The sequence below is a fragment of the Microbacterium canaveralium genome, assembly GCF_047238045.1.
Lineage (GTDB): Bacteria > Actinomycetota > Actinomycetes > Actinomycetales > Microbacteriaceae > Microbacterium.
Map to the genome: position 1 here is coordinate 838,626 of NZ_JBDFMA010000003.1, position 17,178 is coordinate 855,803.

Annotated in this window: 14 protein-coding genes; 9 read left to right on the forward strand and 5 right to left on the reverse strand. The window is 70.1% G+C overall.

Annotation, left to right across the window (positions count from 1 at the left end; genetic code table 11):
* The first annotated feature begins 10 nt into the window (after nt 1-10).
* Nucleotides 11-1,402 carry an MFS transporter gene (locus ABC271_RS04915; RefSeq protein WP_412923775.1) on the forward strand — a complete coding sequence of 464 codons (1,392 nt, stop codon included), beginning with the start codon at nt 11-13 and terminating at the stop codon, nt 1,400-1,402.
* A gap of 80 nt (nt 1,403-1,482) precedes the next feature.
* On the opposite strand, the gene ABC271_RS04920 is transcribed toward ABC271_RS04915, so the two are convergent.
* Nucleotides 1,483-2,898 (reverse strand): aldehyde dehydrogenase family protein, encoded by a 1,416-nt coding sequence (locus ABC271_RS04920; RefSeq protein WP_412923776.1) that lies wholly within the window; start codon nt 2,896-2,898, stop codon nt 1,483-1,485.
* Between the two features lie 113 nt (nt 2,899-3,011).
* Complete coding sequence (locus ABC271_RS04925; protein ID WP_412923777.1) at nt 3,012-3,986, reverse strand: AraC-like ligand-binding domain-containing protein; 975 nt, start codon at nt 3,984-3,986, stop codon at nt 3,012-3,014.
* 195 nt (nt 3,987-4,181) lie between these two features.
* Here ABC271_RS04925 and ABC271_RS04930 point away from each other — a divergent pair, with 195 nt between their 5' ends.
* From ABC271_RS04930 to ABC271_RS04955, 6 genes are all read left to right on the forward strand, one after another.
* Complete coding sequence (locus tag ABC271_RS04930) at nt 4,182-4,607, forward strand: carboxymuconolactone decarboxylase family protein (protein WP_412923778.1); 426 nt, start codon at nt 4,182-4,184, stop codon at nt 4,605-4,607.
* A complete protein-coding gene (locus tag ABC271_RS04935) occupies nt 4,604-5,527 on the forward strand; it encodes an NAD(P)-dependent oxidoreductase (protein ID WP_412923779.1) in 924 nt (307 codons plus the stop codon). The genes ABC271_RS04930 and ABC271_RS04935 overlap by 4 nt, the downstream gene beginning before the upstream one ends.
* Nucleotide 5,528: 1 nt before the next feature.
* Nucleotides 5,529-6,080: a TRAP transporter small permease gene (locus ABC271_RS04940; protein ID WP_412923780.1), complete on the forward strand. Its 552-nt coding sequence runs from the start codon at nt 5,529-5,531 to the stop codon at nt 6,078-6,080.
* A 31-nt stretch (nt 6,081-6,111) separates the two neighbouring features.
* Nucleotides 6,112-7,572 carry a TRAP transporter large permease gene (locus ABC271_RS04945; RefSeq protein ID WP_412923781.1) on the forward strand — a complete coding sequence of 487 codons (1,461 nt, stop codon included), beginning with the start codon at nt 6,112-6,114 and terminating at the stop codon, nt 7,570-7,572.
* A gap of 125 nt (nt 7,573-7,697) precedes the next feature.
* Complete coding sequence (gene dctP / locus ABC271_RS04950; RefSeq protein WP_412923782.1) at nt 7,698-8,843, forward strand: TRAP transporter substrate-binding protein DctP; 1,146 nt, start codon at nt 7,698-7,700, stop codon at nt 8,841-8,843.
* A 76-nt stretch (nt 8,844-8,919) separates the two neighbouring features.
* Complete coding sequence (locus tag ABC271_RS04955; protein ID WP_412923783.1) at nt 8,920-9,249, forward strand: EthD family reductase; 330 nt, start codon at nt 8,920-8,922, stop codon at nt 9,247-9,249.
* Nucleotides 9,250-9,303: 54 nt separating this feature from the next.
* On the opposite strand, the gene ABC271_RS04960 is transcribed toward ABC271_RS04955, so the two are convergent.
* Nucleotides 9,304-10,953, reverse strand: coding sequence for a thiamine pyrophosphate-binding protein (locus ABC271_RS04960; protein ID WP_412923784.1), 1,650 nt, complete (start codon nt 10,951-10,953; stop codon nt 9,304-9,306).
* A gap of 201 nt (nt 10,954-11,154) precedes the next feature.
* Entirely contained in the window at nt 11,155-11,859 is a 705-nt protein-coding gene (locus ABC271_RS04965; RefSeq protein WP_412923785.1) for an IclR family transcriptional regulator, read from the reverse strand.
* 96 nt (nt 11,860-11,955) lie between these two features.
* Between ABC271_RS04965 and ABC271_RS04970 the strand changes: the two genes are divergently transcribed.
* Both ABC271_RS04970 and ABC271_RS04975 read left to right on the forward strand, forming a co-directional pair.
* Nucleotides 11,956-13,809 (forward strand): FAD-dependent monooxygenase, encoded by a 1,854-nt coding sequence (locus tag ABC271_RS04970; protein WP_412923786.1) that lies wholly within the window; start codon nt 11,956-11,958, stop codon nt 13,807-13,809.
* Between the two features lie 184 nt (nt 13,810-13,993).
* Nucleotides 13,994-15,466 (forward strand): NAD-dependent succinate-semialdehyde dehydrogenase, encoded by a 1,473-nt coding sequence (locus ABC271_RS04975; protein WP_412923787.1) that lies wholly within the window; start codon nt 13,994-13,996, stop codon nt 15,464-15,466.
* Between the two features lie 178 nt (nt 15,467-15,644).
* Here the strand turns inward: ABC271_RS04975 and ABC271_RS04980 are convergent, their stop codons facing one another.
* A complete protein-coding gene (locus ABC271_RS04980) occupies nt 15,645-17,093 on the reverse strand; it encodes a helix-turn-helix domain-containing protein (protein WP_412923788.1) in 1,449 nt (482 codons plus the stop codon).
* Nucleotides 17,094-17,178: the final 85 nt, after the last annotated feature.

Consider the following 17,178-nt stretch of genomic DNA (forward strand, 5'->3'; position numbering starts at 1 on the left):
ACACCCAACGATGAGTTCTCCAACCTCACCCACAGCGGGCGGATTCACGCCCACCGGCACCATCTCCACCACCGCCGACCGGAGGCGCGTCGTCTTCGCCACCGTCGTCGGCACCACGGTCGAGTGGTACGACTTCTTCATCTACGCGCAGGCCGCGGGGCTCGTCTTCGCCGCGGTCTTCTTCGAACCCGCGGGCCCGGGTATCGCGCTGATCCTGTCGTTCCTGACGGTGGGTCTCAGCTTCCTGTTCCGCCCCCTGGGCGCCTTCCTCGCCGGACACTTCGGCGACAAGTACGGGCGCCGCGTCGTCCTCATGGTCACGCTGATCCTCATGGGCGTGTCCACCACCCTCGTGGGTCTGCTCCCGACCTACGCGGCGATCGGCATCGCCGCTCCGATCCTGCTCATCTTCCTGCGCATCCTGCAGGGGATCTCCGCCGGTGGAGAGTGGGGCGGCGCCGTACTGATGGCCGTCGAGCACGCCCCGAAGAACAAGCGCGGGCTGTTCGGCGCCTCCCCGCAGATCGGCGTGCCGATCGGCCTCCTCCTGGCATCCGGGATGATGGCGATCATGGCGCTCATCGCGCCCGGGGACGCCTTCCTCGAGTGGGGATGGCGCGTGCCGTTCCTCTTCAGCGTCGTCCTGATCTTCGTCGGCTACTACATCCGCAAGCGCGTCGAGGAGAGCCCGGTGTTCGTCGAACTCGCCGAGCGCCGCGAGGGGACGAAGACCCCCATCGTCCAGCTGTTCCGCAAGCACTGGGCGCTCGTGATCATCGCCGCGTTCGTCTTCGCGGGCAACAACGCCGCGGGGTACATGTCCACCGGCGGGTACATCCAGAACTACGCGACCAACCCGGCGGGCCCGCTCGGTCTCGACCGTGGCCCCGTGCTGTGGGCGGTCGCGGGAGCCGCGGTGGGCTGGCTCGCCTTCACGTGGGTGTCCGGTTGGCTGAGCGACATCATCGGCCGGCGCACCACGTACATCATCGGCTGGATCGCCCTGGCGATCGGTGCGGTGACGCTGTTCCCGCTCGTGAACACCGGCTCGATCGGCCTGGTGTTCTTGGGGCTCCTCATCCTGACGGTGGGCCTCGGCTTCACCTACGGCCCGCAGGCGGCGCTCTACGCGGAGCTGTTCCCCGCCTCCGTGCGCTTCTCGGGGGTGTCGATCTCGTACGCGATCGGCGCGATCCTCGGCGGCGCGTTCGCCCCCACGATCGCCACCGCGCTCGTGCAGTCCACCGGCACCACCTGGTCGGTCTCGATCTACCTGGTGGGGATGGCGGCGCTCGGTCTGATCGCCACCCTCCTGCTGCGGGATCGCCGTGGCATCCCCCTCGGACCCGACAACGAGGCAGAGCAGGCCGTGTCGCCGATCTACGGCGTGTCCCGGTCCTGAGACCGCGGGTCGTCGCCGACCCTCACCGGCGCACCGGATGGGCACACGCCCACCCGGTGCGCCGGCGTTCACCGCCGGAATCACCGCGTGATGACCTTGGGGGCGGCGACGGCCTTCAAACCCTCCCGGCCGAACTCCATCCCGTACCCCGACCCCTTCACGCCGCCGAACGGGACGAGCGGGTTGAGTGTGCCGTGCTGGTTGATCCACACGGTGCCGGCCTCCAGTCGCGCCGCCACGACGAGCGCTTCGTCGACATCGGCGCCCCACACGGAGGCGCCGAGTCCCTGGTCGGTCGCGTTCGCCCGGGCGACGGCGTCATCCAGGTCGGTGTAGCGCAGGACCGGGATGACGGGGCCGAACTGTTCCTCGGCCACCAGTGCTGCGTCGTCGTCGATGTCGGCGACCACGGTGGCGCGGTAGAAGTGCGGGCCCAGTTCGGGGGCCGCCTCACCGCCCGTGACGATGCGTGCGCCGCGCGTCCGAGCGTCGTCCACCAGACGGGAGACGATGTCGAACTGCTGCGCCGTCGACAGGGGACCGAGGGCGCTGCCCTCGTCGGTGCCCGCACCCATGGGCGTCGTCTCGGCGAGCTCCGCGAGCGCCGACACCACGTCGTCGTACAGCGAGTCGTGCACGTACAGGCGCTTGAGCGCCGCACACGTCTGACCGGTGTTGATGAAGATGCCCCAGAACAGTCCCTGGGCGATCGCCGCGACATCCGTGCCCGGCAGCACGATGCCCGCGTCGTTCCCGCCGAGTTCGAGGGTGAGCCGGGCCAGATTGTGCGCCGAGCCCTCGATGATGCGGCGGCCCGTGGCGGTGGAACCGGTGAACATGATCTTGTCGAGGTCGGGGTGCGAGGCGATCGCCTCGCCCACGTCGCGCCCGCCGGCCACCACCGTCAGAACACCGTCCGGCAGGTGCCGATTCAGCAGCGCCGCCACCGCGAGAACGCTGAGCGGCGTGTACTCGCTGGGCTTCGCGACCACCGTGTTTCCCATGCGGAGCGAGGGAGCGATCTGCCAGATCGCGATCAGGGCCGGCCAGTTCCACGGGCCGATCGCGCCGACGACGCCGAGCGGGGCGTAGTGCAGCTCGGAGCGCGTGCCCTCGGCCTCGAACAGCACCTCCGGCTCGAGCGCGGTGTCCGCCGCTTGACGGATCCACACGGCGCAACCCCCGGCTTCGAAGCGGGCGCCGGGGCCGTTGAGCGGCTTGCCCTGCTCGCGCGCGATGATCTGCGCGAGCTCTTCGGCGTGCAGATCGATCTCGTCGGCGGCCCGATGCAGGATCGCCGAGCGTTCGGCGTGCGTGAGGGCCGCCCACGCCGGTTGGGCGGCGCGCGCCGTCGCCACCGCCCGATCGAGGTCGGCCGCGGTGTGAACGGGCGCGTAGCCGATGGTGTCTCCGGTGGCGGCATCCGGGATCGCTCGGCCGACCGCTTCGTCGACCGTGATCTCGGCGAGCAGCGTCGCCGTCTGTGTCTGAGTCATCTGATCCTCCCTGAGCAGATTCGTGCGCCCAGTCAAGCCGCGCGGGCCGGATCGCTCTCGGGCTGTGGCGCACGCCACGTGTCGTGGAGCGAACAGTCCCGCGGCGCCGGGGATCAGCCGGCCAGAGCTGCGGCGTCGAGGTGCTGCAGACGGTGGTCGCGTGGGCCGTGCCCGTAGGTCGACTTGAACAGCTTGCTGAAGTGGCTCGGGTCGATGAAGCCCCAGGCTTGGGCGATCTGCACGATCGACCGTGAGGTCTGCGCGGCGTCTTCGAGATCGAGCCGGCAGCGCTCGAGGCGCCGGGAACGGATGTAGCCCGAGACGGTCTCGCCCTCCTCTTGGAAGAGGTACTGCAGCTGTCGAGCGGAGATGAAATGCGCCCGGGCGATCGAGTCGGTGTTCAGGCCGGGGTCGTCCAGGTGTCCGTCGATGTAGTGCGCGACGGCGTCGAGTGTCACACGCCAGGGTTCGCGGGCGGTCGAGCTCTGCAGCTCCGCCGAGAGCAACGCCGTGATGAGGTCGAAGGCGCTGCGGATGATGCGGGCGCCGTTGACGCCGTCCAGCTGATCGAGGTCCTCGGCCAGGTGCTGCATGAACGGGCAGATCACGCGGCCGATCCCCGTGTCACCGCGCAGGCGTACGGCCGTGACGGTGGGCACGAGGTTGGCGGAGAGCCCGAGCATGCTGTGGGGGAAGATCATCACGAGCGAGCGCATCTGACCGGCGTACTCGAGCGTGTACGGGCGGGCCGTGTCATAGATGGCGACGTCGCCGGGGGAGAGGTGGGCGCTGCGGCCGTCCTGCATCACGAGCCCGGTGCCGGTGAGCTGCATGCTGAGCTTCAGGTGGTGGGGGTCGTCGTCGCTGATCGATGCCCGGGAGCGGTGCACCCGGTGCGAGGATGCCGCGATGTCGGTGACGCACGTGCCGTCGACGACCCGCGTCCGAAGACTTCCGGAGAATCCGTCGGGGTCGATCGTCGACAGGACGAGGGGCACGAACCGGTTGCCGACCAGTCGGACCCATTCGTCGAACCTCACACCGTCGTAGTTCTGCATGTCGCGTGCGGTCGTGTCGGTGTGCTCCATCGCCTGCCTCCTTGCAGTGACGTCGAAACGTGAACCCAGACTAAGTGCGCTCGCGCACGGGGGCGCGGTCACCCGGTCGGCGTGCGCCGAACACCATGGCGCGTGCGCCGCCCGCCATGTGGTCGTGGCATCCGACCCGCCACACTGGTCCGACGGGACGCCGGTCCCGGACGAATCCATGCGAGGGAGCATCAGGTGATCCGCGACGAACTGTACGACACCGGTCTACGCCAGCGGCGTGACATGTTCGGGCCCGAGGGGGCGGAGGGACAGGTCGAGCACACGACCGACCTGAACGACAAGATCCAGGACTTCGTCACCCGCTACTGCTTCGGTGACATCTGGCAGCGCGACGGCCTGACCCTCACGGACCGCAGCAAGGTGACCCTCGCGATGCTCATCGCTCAGGGCAAGTCCCACGAGCTGCGCATCCACGCGCGCGGCGCGCTCGCCAACGGCGTGTCCGTGCTGGAACTGCGCGAGGTCATCGTGCACTCGATGCTCTACTGCGGGATCCCCGCCGCGGTCGAGGGGCTCCGTGCGCTCGAGGAGGTGCTCGCCGAGAAGGGGCTGCCCTCCAGCGTGGACGGCGAGGCGGCGAAGGCCGGGGTGCCGGCATGACCGGGGGCACCTCCGCGGCGGCCGACACGACGACCACGCGCGTGCGGACCGTCGGGTTCATCGGTCTGGGCACCATGGGCGACCCCATGGTCACCAACATCGCCGGGTCGGGCTCGTTCGAGCGCGTGCTCGTGCACGACGTCGATGTCGAGCGCGCCGCAGCCCTGGCCGCGCGCATCGGCGCCGAGGCGGCGGCCGACATCACGCAACTCGCGGACTGCGAGGTCGTCGTGCTCATGCTGCCCACGAGCGCGATCGTGCGCTCGGTGCTCGTGGACGACCATGGGACGCCGCGCATCCCGTCCGCGCGTGGCACGGTGTACGTGGACATGAGCTCGTCCGATCCGACCGAGACGGTCGAGACCGGACGCCTTCTCGCCGCGGCGGGACTGCACCTCGTGGACGCTCCCGTGTCGGGCGCCCGAGAGCGCGCGATCGCGGGCACCCTCGCGATCATGTTGGGGGCGGACGACGAGGATGCCGCCGAACGTGCGGTTCCCGTCATCGACACCATGAGCGCCCGCATCTTCCGCACCGGCGGCCTGGGCACGGGACACGCGATGAAGGCGCTGAACAACTTCGTGGCGGCGGCCGCGTACACCGCGTCGACCGAGGCGCTGACGGCCGGCGCCCGATTCGGACTCGACCCCGCGGTGATGGTCGACATCTTCAACGCGTCGACCGGGCAGAGCTTCGTGACAACGCACGTCCTTCCCGACCACATCGTCGGCGGCCGGTTCGCCTCGGGCTTCGCGCTGCCGCTCATGACGAAGGACGTGAGGATCGCGCAGAAGGTGCAGCGGGCGACCGGACACGAGGCTCCCGTGTGCGACGCGGTCGCCGGTGCGCTCGGCGATGCGCTCGATGCCCTCGGCAACGTCGACCACACCCGCGCGTACGAGTTCTGGAACGAGCGCTGACATGACCGTCACCGCCCCCGCGCCGGTGAAGACGTCGCGCTTCGACACCTACCTGCGTCGACAGAGCGCCGTCCTCGGGGTCGTCGCCGCCGGCGCGCTCGTCGTGCTGATGCTCGCCACCGTCCTCGACGTCGTCGTGCGCTTCATCGCCCGCGCGAGCGTTCCCGGAATGCTCGAGGTCGCCGAATCGGCCCTCATCGCCTCGGTGTTCCTCGGCCTGGCGTGGACGTCGATGCAGGGCGGGCACGTCGCGGTGTCGATCGTCACGGACCGCCTGCGACCCGCGCTCGCGCGCGCCGTGTCCGTCGTGATCTGGGTGCTCAACGCGGGACTGCTGGCCTGGATGACGTATGCCTCGGTCGCGCGCGCGGTCCAGGCGACGACGCGGAACGAGACGCGATTCGGTCTGGTCCAATGGCCGGTCTGGCCCCTGCGCTGGGTGATCGCGATCGGACTCGGGCTGTGGCTCGTCGTCGCGCTCGCGAACGTCGTGCGCACCATCCGAGGACGTGGGGCCTACGGCGACGACGCCGAGGCCACGGTCGACGCGTGAGCGCCGGCCGGAACGACAAGGGAGTGAATCCATGCTGGTGACGATCATCGTGCTCGCGATCGTGGCGCTGCTCATCCTGCTGCTGATGGCCCGGATGCCGGTGGCCCTCTCACTCGGTCTGTCCGGGGCCGTGGGTCTCGCGGTCCTGCAGGGCACCACGTACACGACGAACGTGCTCGGATCGGTGCCGTTCTCCGCCACCGCGAGCTTCTCGCTGACGATCATCCCGATGTTCATCCTGATGGGCATGCTGGCGATGCGCGCGCGGATCGCGGAGCACGTGTTCGCCATCGCCAACCATTTCGTGAGCCGGTTCCCGGGGGGCCTCGGCGTCGCGACCGTCATGGCGTGCGCGGGGTTCTCGGCCGTCTCGGGCTCGAGCATCGGTACGGCCGCGACCATGTCGAAGCTCTCCGTCGGCGAGATGCGCGCCTACGGCTATCCGGCGGCACTCGCGACCGGCATCGTCGCCATCGCCGGCACCCTCGGCGTCATCATTCCGCCGAGCACGTTCCTCGTGCTCTACGCGATCATGACGGGTGAGTCCGTCGCGCAGATGCTCGCGGCCGGCATCATCCCGGGCCTGCTGACGGCGGCGGGCTACATCACGTACATCTTGATCCTCGGCCACCGCCAGATCGTGCGGAACGACGTCGGGCTCGCCGACGTCGTGGTGGAGGCGCGCGCGGCGGCGGCGACCGCCGCGCGCGGCGGTGCCGGAGAGCCCGCGCCGGTGCACTCGGCGTCGGTCGACGCCGCGCTGCACGCCGCGCCGACGACGGGGGTGGTCCGCCAGTCCTACGGCCTCACCGCACGGACCCTTCCGTGGCGCGGACTCGTGCGCCTCGGGGTGATCTTCCTCATCATCCTCGGCGGAATGTTCTCGGGGGTCTTCACCTCGACCGAGTCGGCCGCCATCGCCGCGTTCGTCGCCCTGCTCATCCTGTTGTGGGAGTTTCGGCGCGCGGGCGTCGCCTCCCTGTGGAGCAACGTCAAGGGCGCGCTCCTGGACACCGCGCAGACGACGTCGATGGTCTTCATGATCCTCGTCGGCTCGAGCATCTTCTCGACCTTCCTCATCGCCGCCCACGTTCCCGACACGATCACGACGTGGATCGCCGGTCTCGACATCCCGCCGCTTCTGACGATCGGGCTCCTTCTGCTCCTGCTGTTGCCGTTGGGCACGGCGCTGGACGAGATATCCGTACTGATCATCACCATCCCGATCATCTATCCGGTCGCGATGGAGCTGGGGTTCGACGGCGTCTGGCTGGGCCTCATGATCGTCAAGCTCACCGCGATCGGGATGGTCACTCCGCCGGTGGGCATGACCTGTTTCGTCGTCTCGGGGGCGACCGGAGTGCCGACCGAGACGGTGTTCCGAGGCGTCCTGCCGCTGATGTCGATGGACATCATCGTCTCGGCGGTGCTGTTCTTCGTTCCCGCGATCGTGCTCTGGCTCCCCTCGCTCGTCGCGCAGACCGCGGGGTGAATCGGACGTGCGCGGATGACCCGGCGGTATGCGGCTGCAGCCATGGGGATGCCGCCGCGTGCCGCGCAGACTGAACCCATCCGCGACCCGTTTCCCGGCGGTGCGGACCGACAGAAAGGACGATGATGTTCTCACAGCACCTCACCCGCCGCTCGCGGCGAACCCTCGCGCTGGCCGGGGGTCTGGCCGCGGCCGCGCTCACGGTCTCCGGCTGTGCCGGTATCCAGAACTCGGCCGGCGGCGATGCCGGCGGCGACAGCGTGACCTTCACCCTCGCCACCGGCGCACAGGCGGGGACGCCGAACGCCGCGGTGCAGGACTGGTTCCTGGACCGCGTCGAGGAGGTGACGGAGGGGCGTATCTCCTTCGAGCGCACAGCGACCGAGGCGCTGTGCAAGGCCGCCGAAGTCGCCGACTGCGTCCGCGACGGCCGCGCGCAGATCGGAGTCACCGTGCCCGACTACACGCCGCAGTACTTCCCGTCGACCAGCATGGTGAGCATTCCGTTCCTGAGCCAGAACTCCCAGGCCATCATGCAGTCCATCTACGATCTGCACACCGACTACGACCCCGCGATCGCGGTGATGGACGGCAACAATCTGCACCACGTCGCGACGTGGCCCGTGGGGCGTTTCCTCCTCGGCAGTCGGGAACCCCTCACCGCCGCGGAGCAGTTCGCCGGGCTGCAGATGCGCGCCTCCGGCCCGATCATCCAGCAGGTGCTCAGCGACGCCGGCGCCAACATCGTCGCGATCACGGCGCCGGAGACGTACGAGGCCGTCGAACGCGGGGTGGTCTCCTCGATCGGCGGCGCGATCGACTTCCCGGTGAACTACAAGATCATGGAGCTGCTGCCGTACTGGAGCGACCCGGGTGTCGGTCAGTACTCCACGTTCGGCATGTGGGTGTCGAAGGACGCCTACGACTCCCTGCCCGACGACCTGCGCGCCCAGTTCGACAGCGTCGTCGAGGAGCTGAACACCGGTGCGGGCATCGCGGCGTTCAACGAGACCGCCGCCGGCCAGTGCCAGGAGATGCTGGACGCGCCCACCGTGGAAGGCCTGACCGCGTGGGACGAGTCGGCCACGAAGGCCTGGCAGGACTCGGTCGGCGACACCGGCGCCCGGAAGTGGGTCGAACTCGCCACGGGCCAGGGGCTGCAGGATGCCGAGGGCGTGCTCGAGCAGTACAGGGCCGGCCTCGACACCTACGCCGACGCTGAATACGACGACGCGACCAGCGACTGCGTGACGGCGTTCGCCGGCCGCTGACCGTCTGACCCGTGCTGTCGGGCCCCGGCATCCGGCCCGGGCCCGGCAGCACCCGCTTCATCGAGAGGATGCCGTGATGCACAAGATCGTGGTGCTGTACCCGCCGCCCGCCGACCGTGCGCACTTCGCGGAGTACTACCGCGAGACGCATCTCCGTCTCGCCGCGCGGCTGCCGGGTGTCGTCGAGATGGGCTATGCCCTCGATCTCGACGCCCGGGGCGGTCCGTACTACGCGATGTTCGAGGCGACCTTCGCCTCGCCGGAGTCCGCCCAGGCGGCGATGGCCTCGCCGGAAGGCCGCGCGGTGGAGGCCGACGTGCCGAACTACGCGACCGGAGGAGCCGTGGTCATCGGGGTGCCGCTCGTGGCCGTGAGACCCGCCGTCGCCCGCCCTCCGCTCGACTGACGACACGGTCACGCCCGTGCTGGCCCTCGCGGCCTCGCCCGGCGCGCCGGGCGACTAGGAGTTCACCCGGATGATCTCGCGCTGGTACGGCGCGATGACGTCCCCGCTGATCCGGAGATCGAGGAGGAGGAACGGGCGTTCGTGCGGCTCGCGCGCCGTCCACCGAGCGAGGGCGTCGAGGTCGGCCAGGTCGCGCACCACCACACCCTCGGCGCCGAATCCTCGGGCGACGGCGGCGAAGTCGACCTCGGGGATGAGCATCGGCTCGCGCGCGAGTCCCTTCAACCCGTACAGGTTCACCTCGGCGCCGTAGGCGGCGTCGTTCCAGACCACGGCGAGTCCGCGACCGCCCGCGACGCGCACGGCCGATTCCAGGTCGGCGATGGCCATGAGCCCCCCGCCGTCGCCCGTGGTGAGGACGATGGTCGATTCGGGTCGGGCGGCCGCCGCTCCCGGCACGCTCGGGAACCCCAACCCGATGGACTGGTACGCCGTGCCGACCATCATGACGCGGTCGGGGGAGGCCACCGGCCAATACATGTTGGACCAGCCGAGGAAATGCCCGCCGTCCGACACCACGACCCTGTCCGCCGGGAGGAGCTCGCCGATGCGCTGCGCCACCGTGCGCGGGTCGAGTCGACCGTCGGCGGCGATGCCGTCGCCCGTCTCGTGGGCGCGCAGCGCCGCGATGTCGACGCTCTCCCGCCATCCGGACGGCTGTGCGCCCCGGGACCGCAGGCGTTCCAGGATCGCGGTGGCGGCGTCGGCGGCGTCCGCGCGCACGAAGCCCCCGACCTGGGGGTGTGTCGCCGAGGCGGCCGTGTCGATCTGGAACACCCGCGTCCGCGGGTCGAAGAGTTCGCCGAAGCGCATCGTGAACTGGTTGAGGCCCGCGCCGAAGACGACGGCCACGTCGGCCTCACGGATGAGCTGCATCGCTCCCTCGGCGCCGAAGCCGCCGGTGACGCCGAGGTCGTAGCGCTGCTCGGGGAAGATGCCTCGGCCAAGGGCCGTGGATGCCGTCACCGCCCCGGTCGCTTCGGCCAGGGCGCCCAAGGTCTCCCCGGCGTCGGCGAGCCAGGCGCCCCGGCCGGCGAGCAGGAACGGGCGCTCCGCGCGCGCGAGCGCGTCGGCGACCCGCTCGATCGCCGCCGCGGTGAAGGGGATGGCGGGTGTCGCCGGGGCCGTCGGCGTCAGCGGGGTCGCGGAGGGAACCTCGCCCGCCTCGCGGGCCGCCACGTCGTACGGGATGGCGAGGATCGCCGGCCGACGGTAGGTCAACGCATGCTCGAGCGCGATGGCTGTCGTGGCAGCGGCATCCCGATCGCCCACGGTGTACGTGCGCACGCCGATGGCCGAGCCGAGCGCGATCTGGTCGACGCCCCAGGGGCGCGGGCCCGACGTCGGCTCGTCGCCGACGACGAGCACGAGTGGTGTTCGGGCTTGCGCCGCCTCGGCCAGGGCGGTGAGCGTGTTCGTGAACCCCGCCCCGTAGGTCGCGGTCGCCGCCGCGATGCGGCCGCTGGCACGGTGGTAGGCATCCGCGGCCACCACGCCCCCGGCCTCGTGCCGCATCGCGGTGAACGTTGCGCCGGTGCGGTCGAGCTCGTCGAGGAAGTAGGCGTTGCCGTTGCCCATGACGCCGAAGACGTGGTCGACGTGGGCGGCGAGGGTGCGGGCGACGTGCGCGGAGACAGAGGGCATGGGGGAGCCTTTCGAGACGGAACGGGAATCAGCCGTATGTGTCTCGCGCTCCTCGCGCTACGTGCCCCTTTTTCGAGCAGCGACGCACCGCTTCGTGCGCCTGACGGGACGAGTATAGGCCGCGATCGTCGCCAGGGCTCGTCGCTTACGGGGACCCCCGGCGACGCATCCTGGTGACTCACGCGGGGAGGCCGACGCGGGTCAGAGGCCGAGGCGGATCTCTTCCCGCGCGGAGGTCAGCCGAGCCGCGATGGCGGCGTCGTCGAGATCGGTTGCGACGTAGACGGCGGCGACGGCCGCGGGTGGGCGCCCCTGCACCGCGAGCGGCACCGCGACCGCACGCAGCGACGGCACCACCTCGTCGTGACTGGTCGCCCAGCCGCGCTCGGCGGCATCCGCCACTTCCGCCGCGAGCCTGGCGTCGACCTCGTCGGGCCAGCGCCGCGGCGGCAGCTGTGCGAGGACGGCGCGTCCGGGCGCGCCGCGGGTCACCGGATGCCGAGCCCCCGGCCGCTGCGCCACCGCGGTCACCGCGTGCCGCGGTTCGACGCTCGCGAGGGTGACGCACTCGTCGTGGTCGAGCACGACGAGGAAGCAGGTCATGCCCAGGTCGTTCGCCGCGGCGGTGAGCTCGGGCAGGGCCTCTGATTGCAGGTCGGCGGCCACGCCGGCGGCGAGGGCGGCGAGACCCGTCCCCAGGCGTACGGCGCCCGTGGCATCCCGCGACACCAGGCCGTGATCTTCGAGCGTGCGCAGCAGTCGATAGGCCACGGAACGGTGCAGGCCGACGCGCGCGGCCAGGTCGTCGATCGACAGGGGAGTGCCGGCCGCGGACAGTTCTTCGAGCAGCCGGATGCCACGGCTCAGCGTCTGCGACGCGGGCGCGGCGTCTTGCCGTGCGGACATGGAACGGCTAGCCTCTCGTTCGATAGGAGAACGTTGCGTTCGAATATAGAACACCGCATCGCCGCGGTGCAACCCGACATCGACGTCAGGAGAGGCATGCAGTTCCACCACCACGGATACGTCTCGGGTGATCCGCGCATCCAACCCGCCGCGGGCACGGGCATCGACCGTCCGGCGGACCTGCCCGACGAGCTCGACGTGCTGATCGTGGGGTCCGGGCCCGCGGGCATGCTGCTGGCCGCCCAGCTGTCGCAGTTCCCGCAGATCACGACCCGGCTCATCGAGAAGCGCGACGGTCGGCTCGTCCTGGGGCAGGCCGACGGCATCCAACCCCGTAGCGTCGAGACCTTTCAGGCGTTCGGGTTCGCCGACCGCATCACCGCCGAGGCCTACAACATCGGCTGGATGAACTTCTGGGCGCCCGATCCCGAGGCGCCCGATCGCATCGTCCGCACGACGCGCACCGAGGACTACGCCCTCAAGATCAGCGAGTTCCCGCACCTCATCGTCAATCAGGCGCGCGTGCTCGACTACTTCGCCGAGGCGGCCGCGAACGGCCCCGCGCGCCTCACCCCCGACTACGGCGTCGAATTCCTCGGCCTCACCGTCCAGGCCGACGGTGAGTATCCCGTCGAGGTGCGAGTGAGGGATGCCGACGGTGAGCGGACCATCCACGCGAAGTACGTCGCGGGATGCGACGGCGCCCGCAGCGGCGTGCGCCAGGCGATCGGCCGCACGCACGTCGGCGCCGCCGCGCAGCACGCCTGGGGTGTCATGGACGTGCTCGTCGAGACCGACTTCCCCGACTGGCGCATCAAGTGCGCGATCACCGCCGCCGCGGGCAACATCCTGCACATCCCGCGCGAGGGCGGATACCTCAGCCGCATGTACATCGACCTCGGCGAAGTCGCCGCCGACGACGACCACCGTGTCCGGCAGACGCCGATCGACGAGGTCATCGCCCGGGCGAACGCGATCCTGCACCCGTACTCGATCGACGTGAAGCAGGTCGCCTGGCACAGCGTCTACGAAGTGGGGCACCGGGTGACCGATCGCTTCGACGATGACGAGCAGAACCCGCGGGTCTTCCTCACGGGTGACGCCTGCCACACGCACAGCGCGAAGGCCGGACAGGGCATGAACGTCTCGATGCAGGACGGCTTCAACCTCGGCTGGAAGCTGGGCCACGTCCTCACCGGCCTCGCGTCGGCCGACCTGCTGCGGACGTACTCCGCGGAGCGCCAGCCCGTCGCCCAGCAGCTCATCGACTTCGACCGCGAGTGGTCGTCGCTCATGGCCCGTAAGCCCGGTGAGATCACCGATCCGGACGAACTGTCGACGTACTACCTCGCGACCGCCGAGTTCCCTTCGGGGTTCATGACGCAGTACGGTCCCTCGTCGATCGTCGGGGCTGACGCGGCGCAGGAACTGGCATCCGGGTTCCCCGTCGGCAAACGTTTCCAGAGCGTCGAGGTGGTTCGGGTGTGCGACGGCAACCCCGTGCACCTCGGTCATCACGCGAGAGCCGACGGACGCTGGCGCCTCTACGCCTTCGCGGATGCCGACGGCGGGGCGCTGCGGACCTGGGCCGAGGCCGCGCGTGGGATCGTCGAACGGTTCACCCCTGACGGGGCGGACCTCGACGCGGTGTTCGATGCGAAGGTCGTGTACCCCGGCCGGTGGGAGGATGTCGTCGACGTTCCGGAGCTTTTCCGGCCGCGGTCGGGCCCGCTCGGGCTCACCGACCTCGAGAAGGTGTTCGCCGCGACCCCCTCGGCGTGGACGACCGCCGACATCTTCGCCGAGCGGGGGATCGGCGCCGGCGGCGCGGTTGTCGTCGTCCGCCCCGACCAGTACGTCGCGCACGTGCTGTCGCTCTCGGATCCCGAGGGTCTCGAGCGCTTCTTCGACGGCGCCATGGCGCCCGCCGTCGCCCACTCCGGGCGATAAACGCGCGCGGCACTCGGACACGCTCGTCGCGAGCGTTTCCCGGTGCAGGACGCGTTTGTCGAGAAGGCCGCACGACCGGACGTCGCGGCGACCCACGCGCCACGGTTGTACGGCACGTATATCGGCACCGCCGCGCGGGCTGACCAGAATGAGCGGGGAGACCCGCACCGACCCAGGAGGACCCATGACCGATTCGCGCGAGAGCGAGCTGCTGGCATCCGTACCGACCGGCCTGCTGATAGGCGGCGAGTGGCGCGCGGCCGAAGGCGGCAAGACCGTGAAGGTCAGCGACCCCGCCACCGGCGAGGTCATCCGCGAGATCGCCGACGCCTCCGTGGCCGACGGTGTGGCCGCGATGGATGCCGCCGCCGACGCGTTCCCGTCCTGGGCGGCGACCCCCGCGCGCGAGCGGGCCGAGATCCTTCGCCGGGCCTTCGACCTGCTGCAGGAGCGCAAGGAGGACGTCGCGCTGCTGATGACGCTCGAGATGGGCAAGCCCCTCGCCGAGGCGCGCGGCGAGGTCGGGTACGGCGGCGAGTTCCTGCGCTGGTTCAGCGAGGTCACCGCGCACGCGCAGGGCCGTTACGGCGCGAACCCCGAGGGCACCGGCCGCATGATCGTGACGCAGCACCCCGTGGGGCCGTGCTACCTCATCACGCCGTGGAACTTCCCCCTCGCCATGGCGACGCGCAAGATCGCCCCCGCGCTCGCCGCGGGCTGCACCGTCGTGATCAAGCCCGCGACGCTCACGCCGCTGACCACGCTGTTCTTCGCGCAGATCCTGCAGGACGCGGGCGTTCCGGCCGGTGTCGTCAACGTCGTGACCACCACGAGCACCGCCGCGGTCTCGGAGCGCATCATCTCCGACCCGCGCCTGCGGAAGCTCTCGTTCACGGGCTCGACCCCCGTCGGAGTGAAGCTCCTGCAGCAGGCGGCCCCCGGCGTGCTGCGCACGTCGATGGAGCTCGGCGGCAACGCCCCCTTCGTCGTGTTCGAGGACGCCGACCTCGACAAGGCGGTCGAAGGGGCGATGCTCGCGAAGTTCCGCAACATCGGTCAGGCGTGCACGGCGGCCAACCGCTTCATCGTGCAGCGCTCCGTCGTCGAGGAGTTCACCCGCCGCGTCACCGAGCGCGTCCAGGGCATGAAGATCGGCCGGGGCACCGAGGACGGCGTGCAGATCGGACCCCTCATCGACGACCGTGCGGTCGACAAGGCCAAGACCCTCGTGGGGGATGCCGTCGAGCGCGGTGCCACCGTCACCACCGGTGGTTCGCCGATCGACGGACCCGGGACGTTCTTCGAGCCGACCGTCGTGTCCGACGTGCAGCCGGGGAGCGAGATCCTCCGTGAGGAGATCTTCGGACCGGTGCTGGCGATCGTCCCCTTCGACACCGAGGACGACGCCGTGCGCATCGCCAACGACACCGAGTACGGCCTGGTCTCGTACGTCTTCACCGAGTCGCTCGCGCGGGGGCAGCGCATGATCGAGCGTCTCGAGACCGGGATGATGGGCCTGAACGTGGGCGTCGTCTCCAACGCCGCGGCTCCGTTCGGCGGCTGGAAGCAGTCCGGCCTCGGCCGCGAGGGCGGCGACGAGGGCATCCACGAGTACCTGCAGACGAAGTACACGCTGACCGCGAACCCCTTCGCCTGAGAACACCGGATGCCACGGCCCCGGCGCCCTTCGGGTCGTCGGCGCCGTGGCATCCGTCGTTCTGCCGCCTCGCGTCGGGCGAAACTCCTGAGTTTCGGACGGGGATCGCGCGCGGGAGCTGAGGGAGGCTCGGGCGACTCAGGTTTCTCAGGAGTTTGGCCCGCTCACGCTGCGCGACTCATTCGTCCGATGGGGAGGCGTGACGATCAAGGAAGGCGAAGACCTCGGCGTCGTCGACGCCGGGGAACATGCCGCGGGGGAGCGGCGAGAACATGTGCCGGTGAACGCGGGCGCTCGGCCACGCCTTGCCCTGCCAGCGCTGCGCGGCCTCGGAGTCGGGGCGGCGGCAGCACGACTCGTCGGGGCAGCGTGAGATTCCGCGCGTCGTGGTCTCGCGGCCGCGGAACCACCGTGCGTCGTCGAAGGGCACGCCGACGGTGATGGAGAAGTCGCCGTCCGAGGTCGTGCCGGTCTGGGTCGAGCACCAGAACGTCCCGGCGGGGGTGTCGGTGTACTGGTAGTGCTCGGTGGTGCGGTTGTGCTCGGCGAACGCGGCGCGCGCCGAGAACTTCTTGCACACGATCTGCCCCTCGACCGACCCCGTGACGTCGGTGGGGAGCGGGAGGCCATCGTTCTCGTACACGCGCGAGATGGCACCGTCGCCATCCACGCGAAGAAAATGCTGACGGATGCCGAGGTGAGTGGTCATGAGGTTCGTCATGCGCATCGCGGCTGCTTCGTGCGTCACGCCGAACGCGTCGCGGAAGTCCTCGACGGCGAGGTTGCGGTCCTTCTTCGCCTGCGAGAGGAAAGCGACGGAGTTCGTCTCGGGCATCAGGCAGCACGCGGCGTAGTAGTTGATCTCGAGTCGCTGCTGCAGGAAGTCGGCGTAGTCGGTGGGCGGGCGGTGGCCAAGGAGCCGGTGCGCCATCGCCTGCAGCGCCATTGAGCGCAGGCCGTGGCCGCCGGGGATGGATGCCGGGGGCAGGTAGATGCGGCCGTTCTCCAGGTCGGTCACCGAGCGCGCCGAATGGGGGAGGTCCGCGACGTAGATCAGCTCGAAGCCGAGCTGCTCGGCCATGATGCTCACGGTGCGGTGGGTCAACGCGCCAGAAGTGTGCCCGGCGGCGCGAAGCTGCTTCTCGGCGAGCTTCTCGATGTCGGGGAGGTGGTTGTCGAGTCCGCGCATGCGCAGGCGCAGCTCGGTGTTCGCGCGCCGGGCTTCTTCGGGGCTGGCGATCGTCTCGCGCTCGCGGCGCTGGAGCTCGCGGTGAAGACCCAGTACCGCCTCGATCGTCTCGTCGCTCGTTCCCTTGGTGATCTTGATCGCCGGGATGCCGAGCTGCCGGAAGAACGGGCTCGACTGGGCCCGCTCGAGCTCGATCTCCAGCGCCGCGCGCCGGTTCGGCGGCTCGGTCGAGAGGAGCTCGGTGACCTCGGTCTCGGTCGCGCGCGCGATCTCCTGGAGCAGCGACAGCTTCGGCTCGCGCTTGCCGTTCTCGATCAGGCTCAGCTGGCTGCCGGCGACACCGACGAGCGCTCCGAGTTCGTCGAGTGTGTAGCCGCGGGCCAGGCGATGGTGCCGGATGCGGTGTCCGAGCGTGGTCAGTTCGAGCGACGAGGCCATTCCTTGACGTTACCGAAAGATCAGCGATTCTTGCGGAGGAAATCTGCTGAAAGTCGAGGAGGATCGTCCCACAGTGGAGGAAGAC

Coding starts and splice junctions, on each gene's coding strand:
- ABC271_RS04925 (WP_412923777.1), bottom strand. CDS start 3,986: ATGGAGCACACCGACACGACCGCACGCGACATGCAGAACTACGACGGT.
- ABC271_RS04940 (WP_412923780.1), top strand. CDS start 5,529: ATGACCGTCACCGCCCCCGCGCCGGTGAAGACGTCGCGCTTCGACACC.
- ABC271_RS04980 (WP_412923788.1), bottom strand. CDS start 17,093: ATGGCCTCGTCGCTCGAACTGACCACGCTCGGACACCGCATCCGGCAC.
- ABC271_RS04970 (WP_412923786.1), top strand. CDS start 11,956: ATGCAGTTCCACCACCACGGATACGTCTCGGGTGATCCGCGCATCCAA.
- ABC271_RS04935 (WP_412923779.1), top strand. CDS start 4,604: ATGACCGGGGGCACCTCCGCGGCGGCCGACACGACGACCACGCGCGTG.
- ABC271_RS04960 (WP_412923784.1), bottom strand. CDS start 10,953: ATGCCCTCTGTCTCCGCGCACGTCGCCCGCACCCTCGCCGCCCACGTC.
- ABC271_RS04955 (WP_412923783.1), top strand. CDS start 8,920: ATGCACAAGATCGTGGTGCTGTACCCGCCGCCCGCCGACCGTGCGCAC.
- ABC271_RS04945 (WP_412923781.1), top strand. CDS start 6,112: ATGCTGGTGACGATCATCGTGCTCGCGATCGTGGCGCTGCTCATCCTG.
- ABC271_RS04975 (WP_412923787.1), top strand. CDS start 13,994: ATGACCGATTCGCGCGAGAGCGAGCTGCTGGCATCCGTACCGACCGGC.
- ABC271_RS04920 (WP_412923776.1), bottom strand. CDS start 2,898: ATGACTCAGACACAGACGGCGACGCTGCTCGCCGAGATCACGGTCGAC.
- ABC271_RS04965 (WP_412923785.1), bottom strand. CDS start 11,859: ATGTCCGCACGGCAAGACGCCGCGCCCGCGTCGCAGACGCTGAGCCGT.
- dctP (WP_412923782.1), top strand. CDS start 7,698: ATGTTCTCACAGCACCTCACCCGCCGCTCGCGGCGAACCCTCGCGCTG.
- ABC271_RS04915 (WP_412923775.1), top strand. CDS start 11: ATGAGTTCTCCAACCTCACCCACAGCGGGCGGATTCACGCCCACCGGC.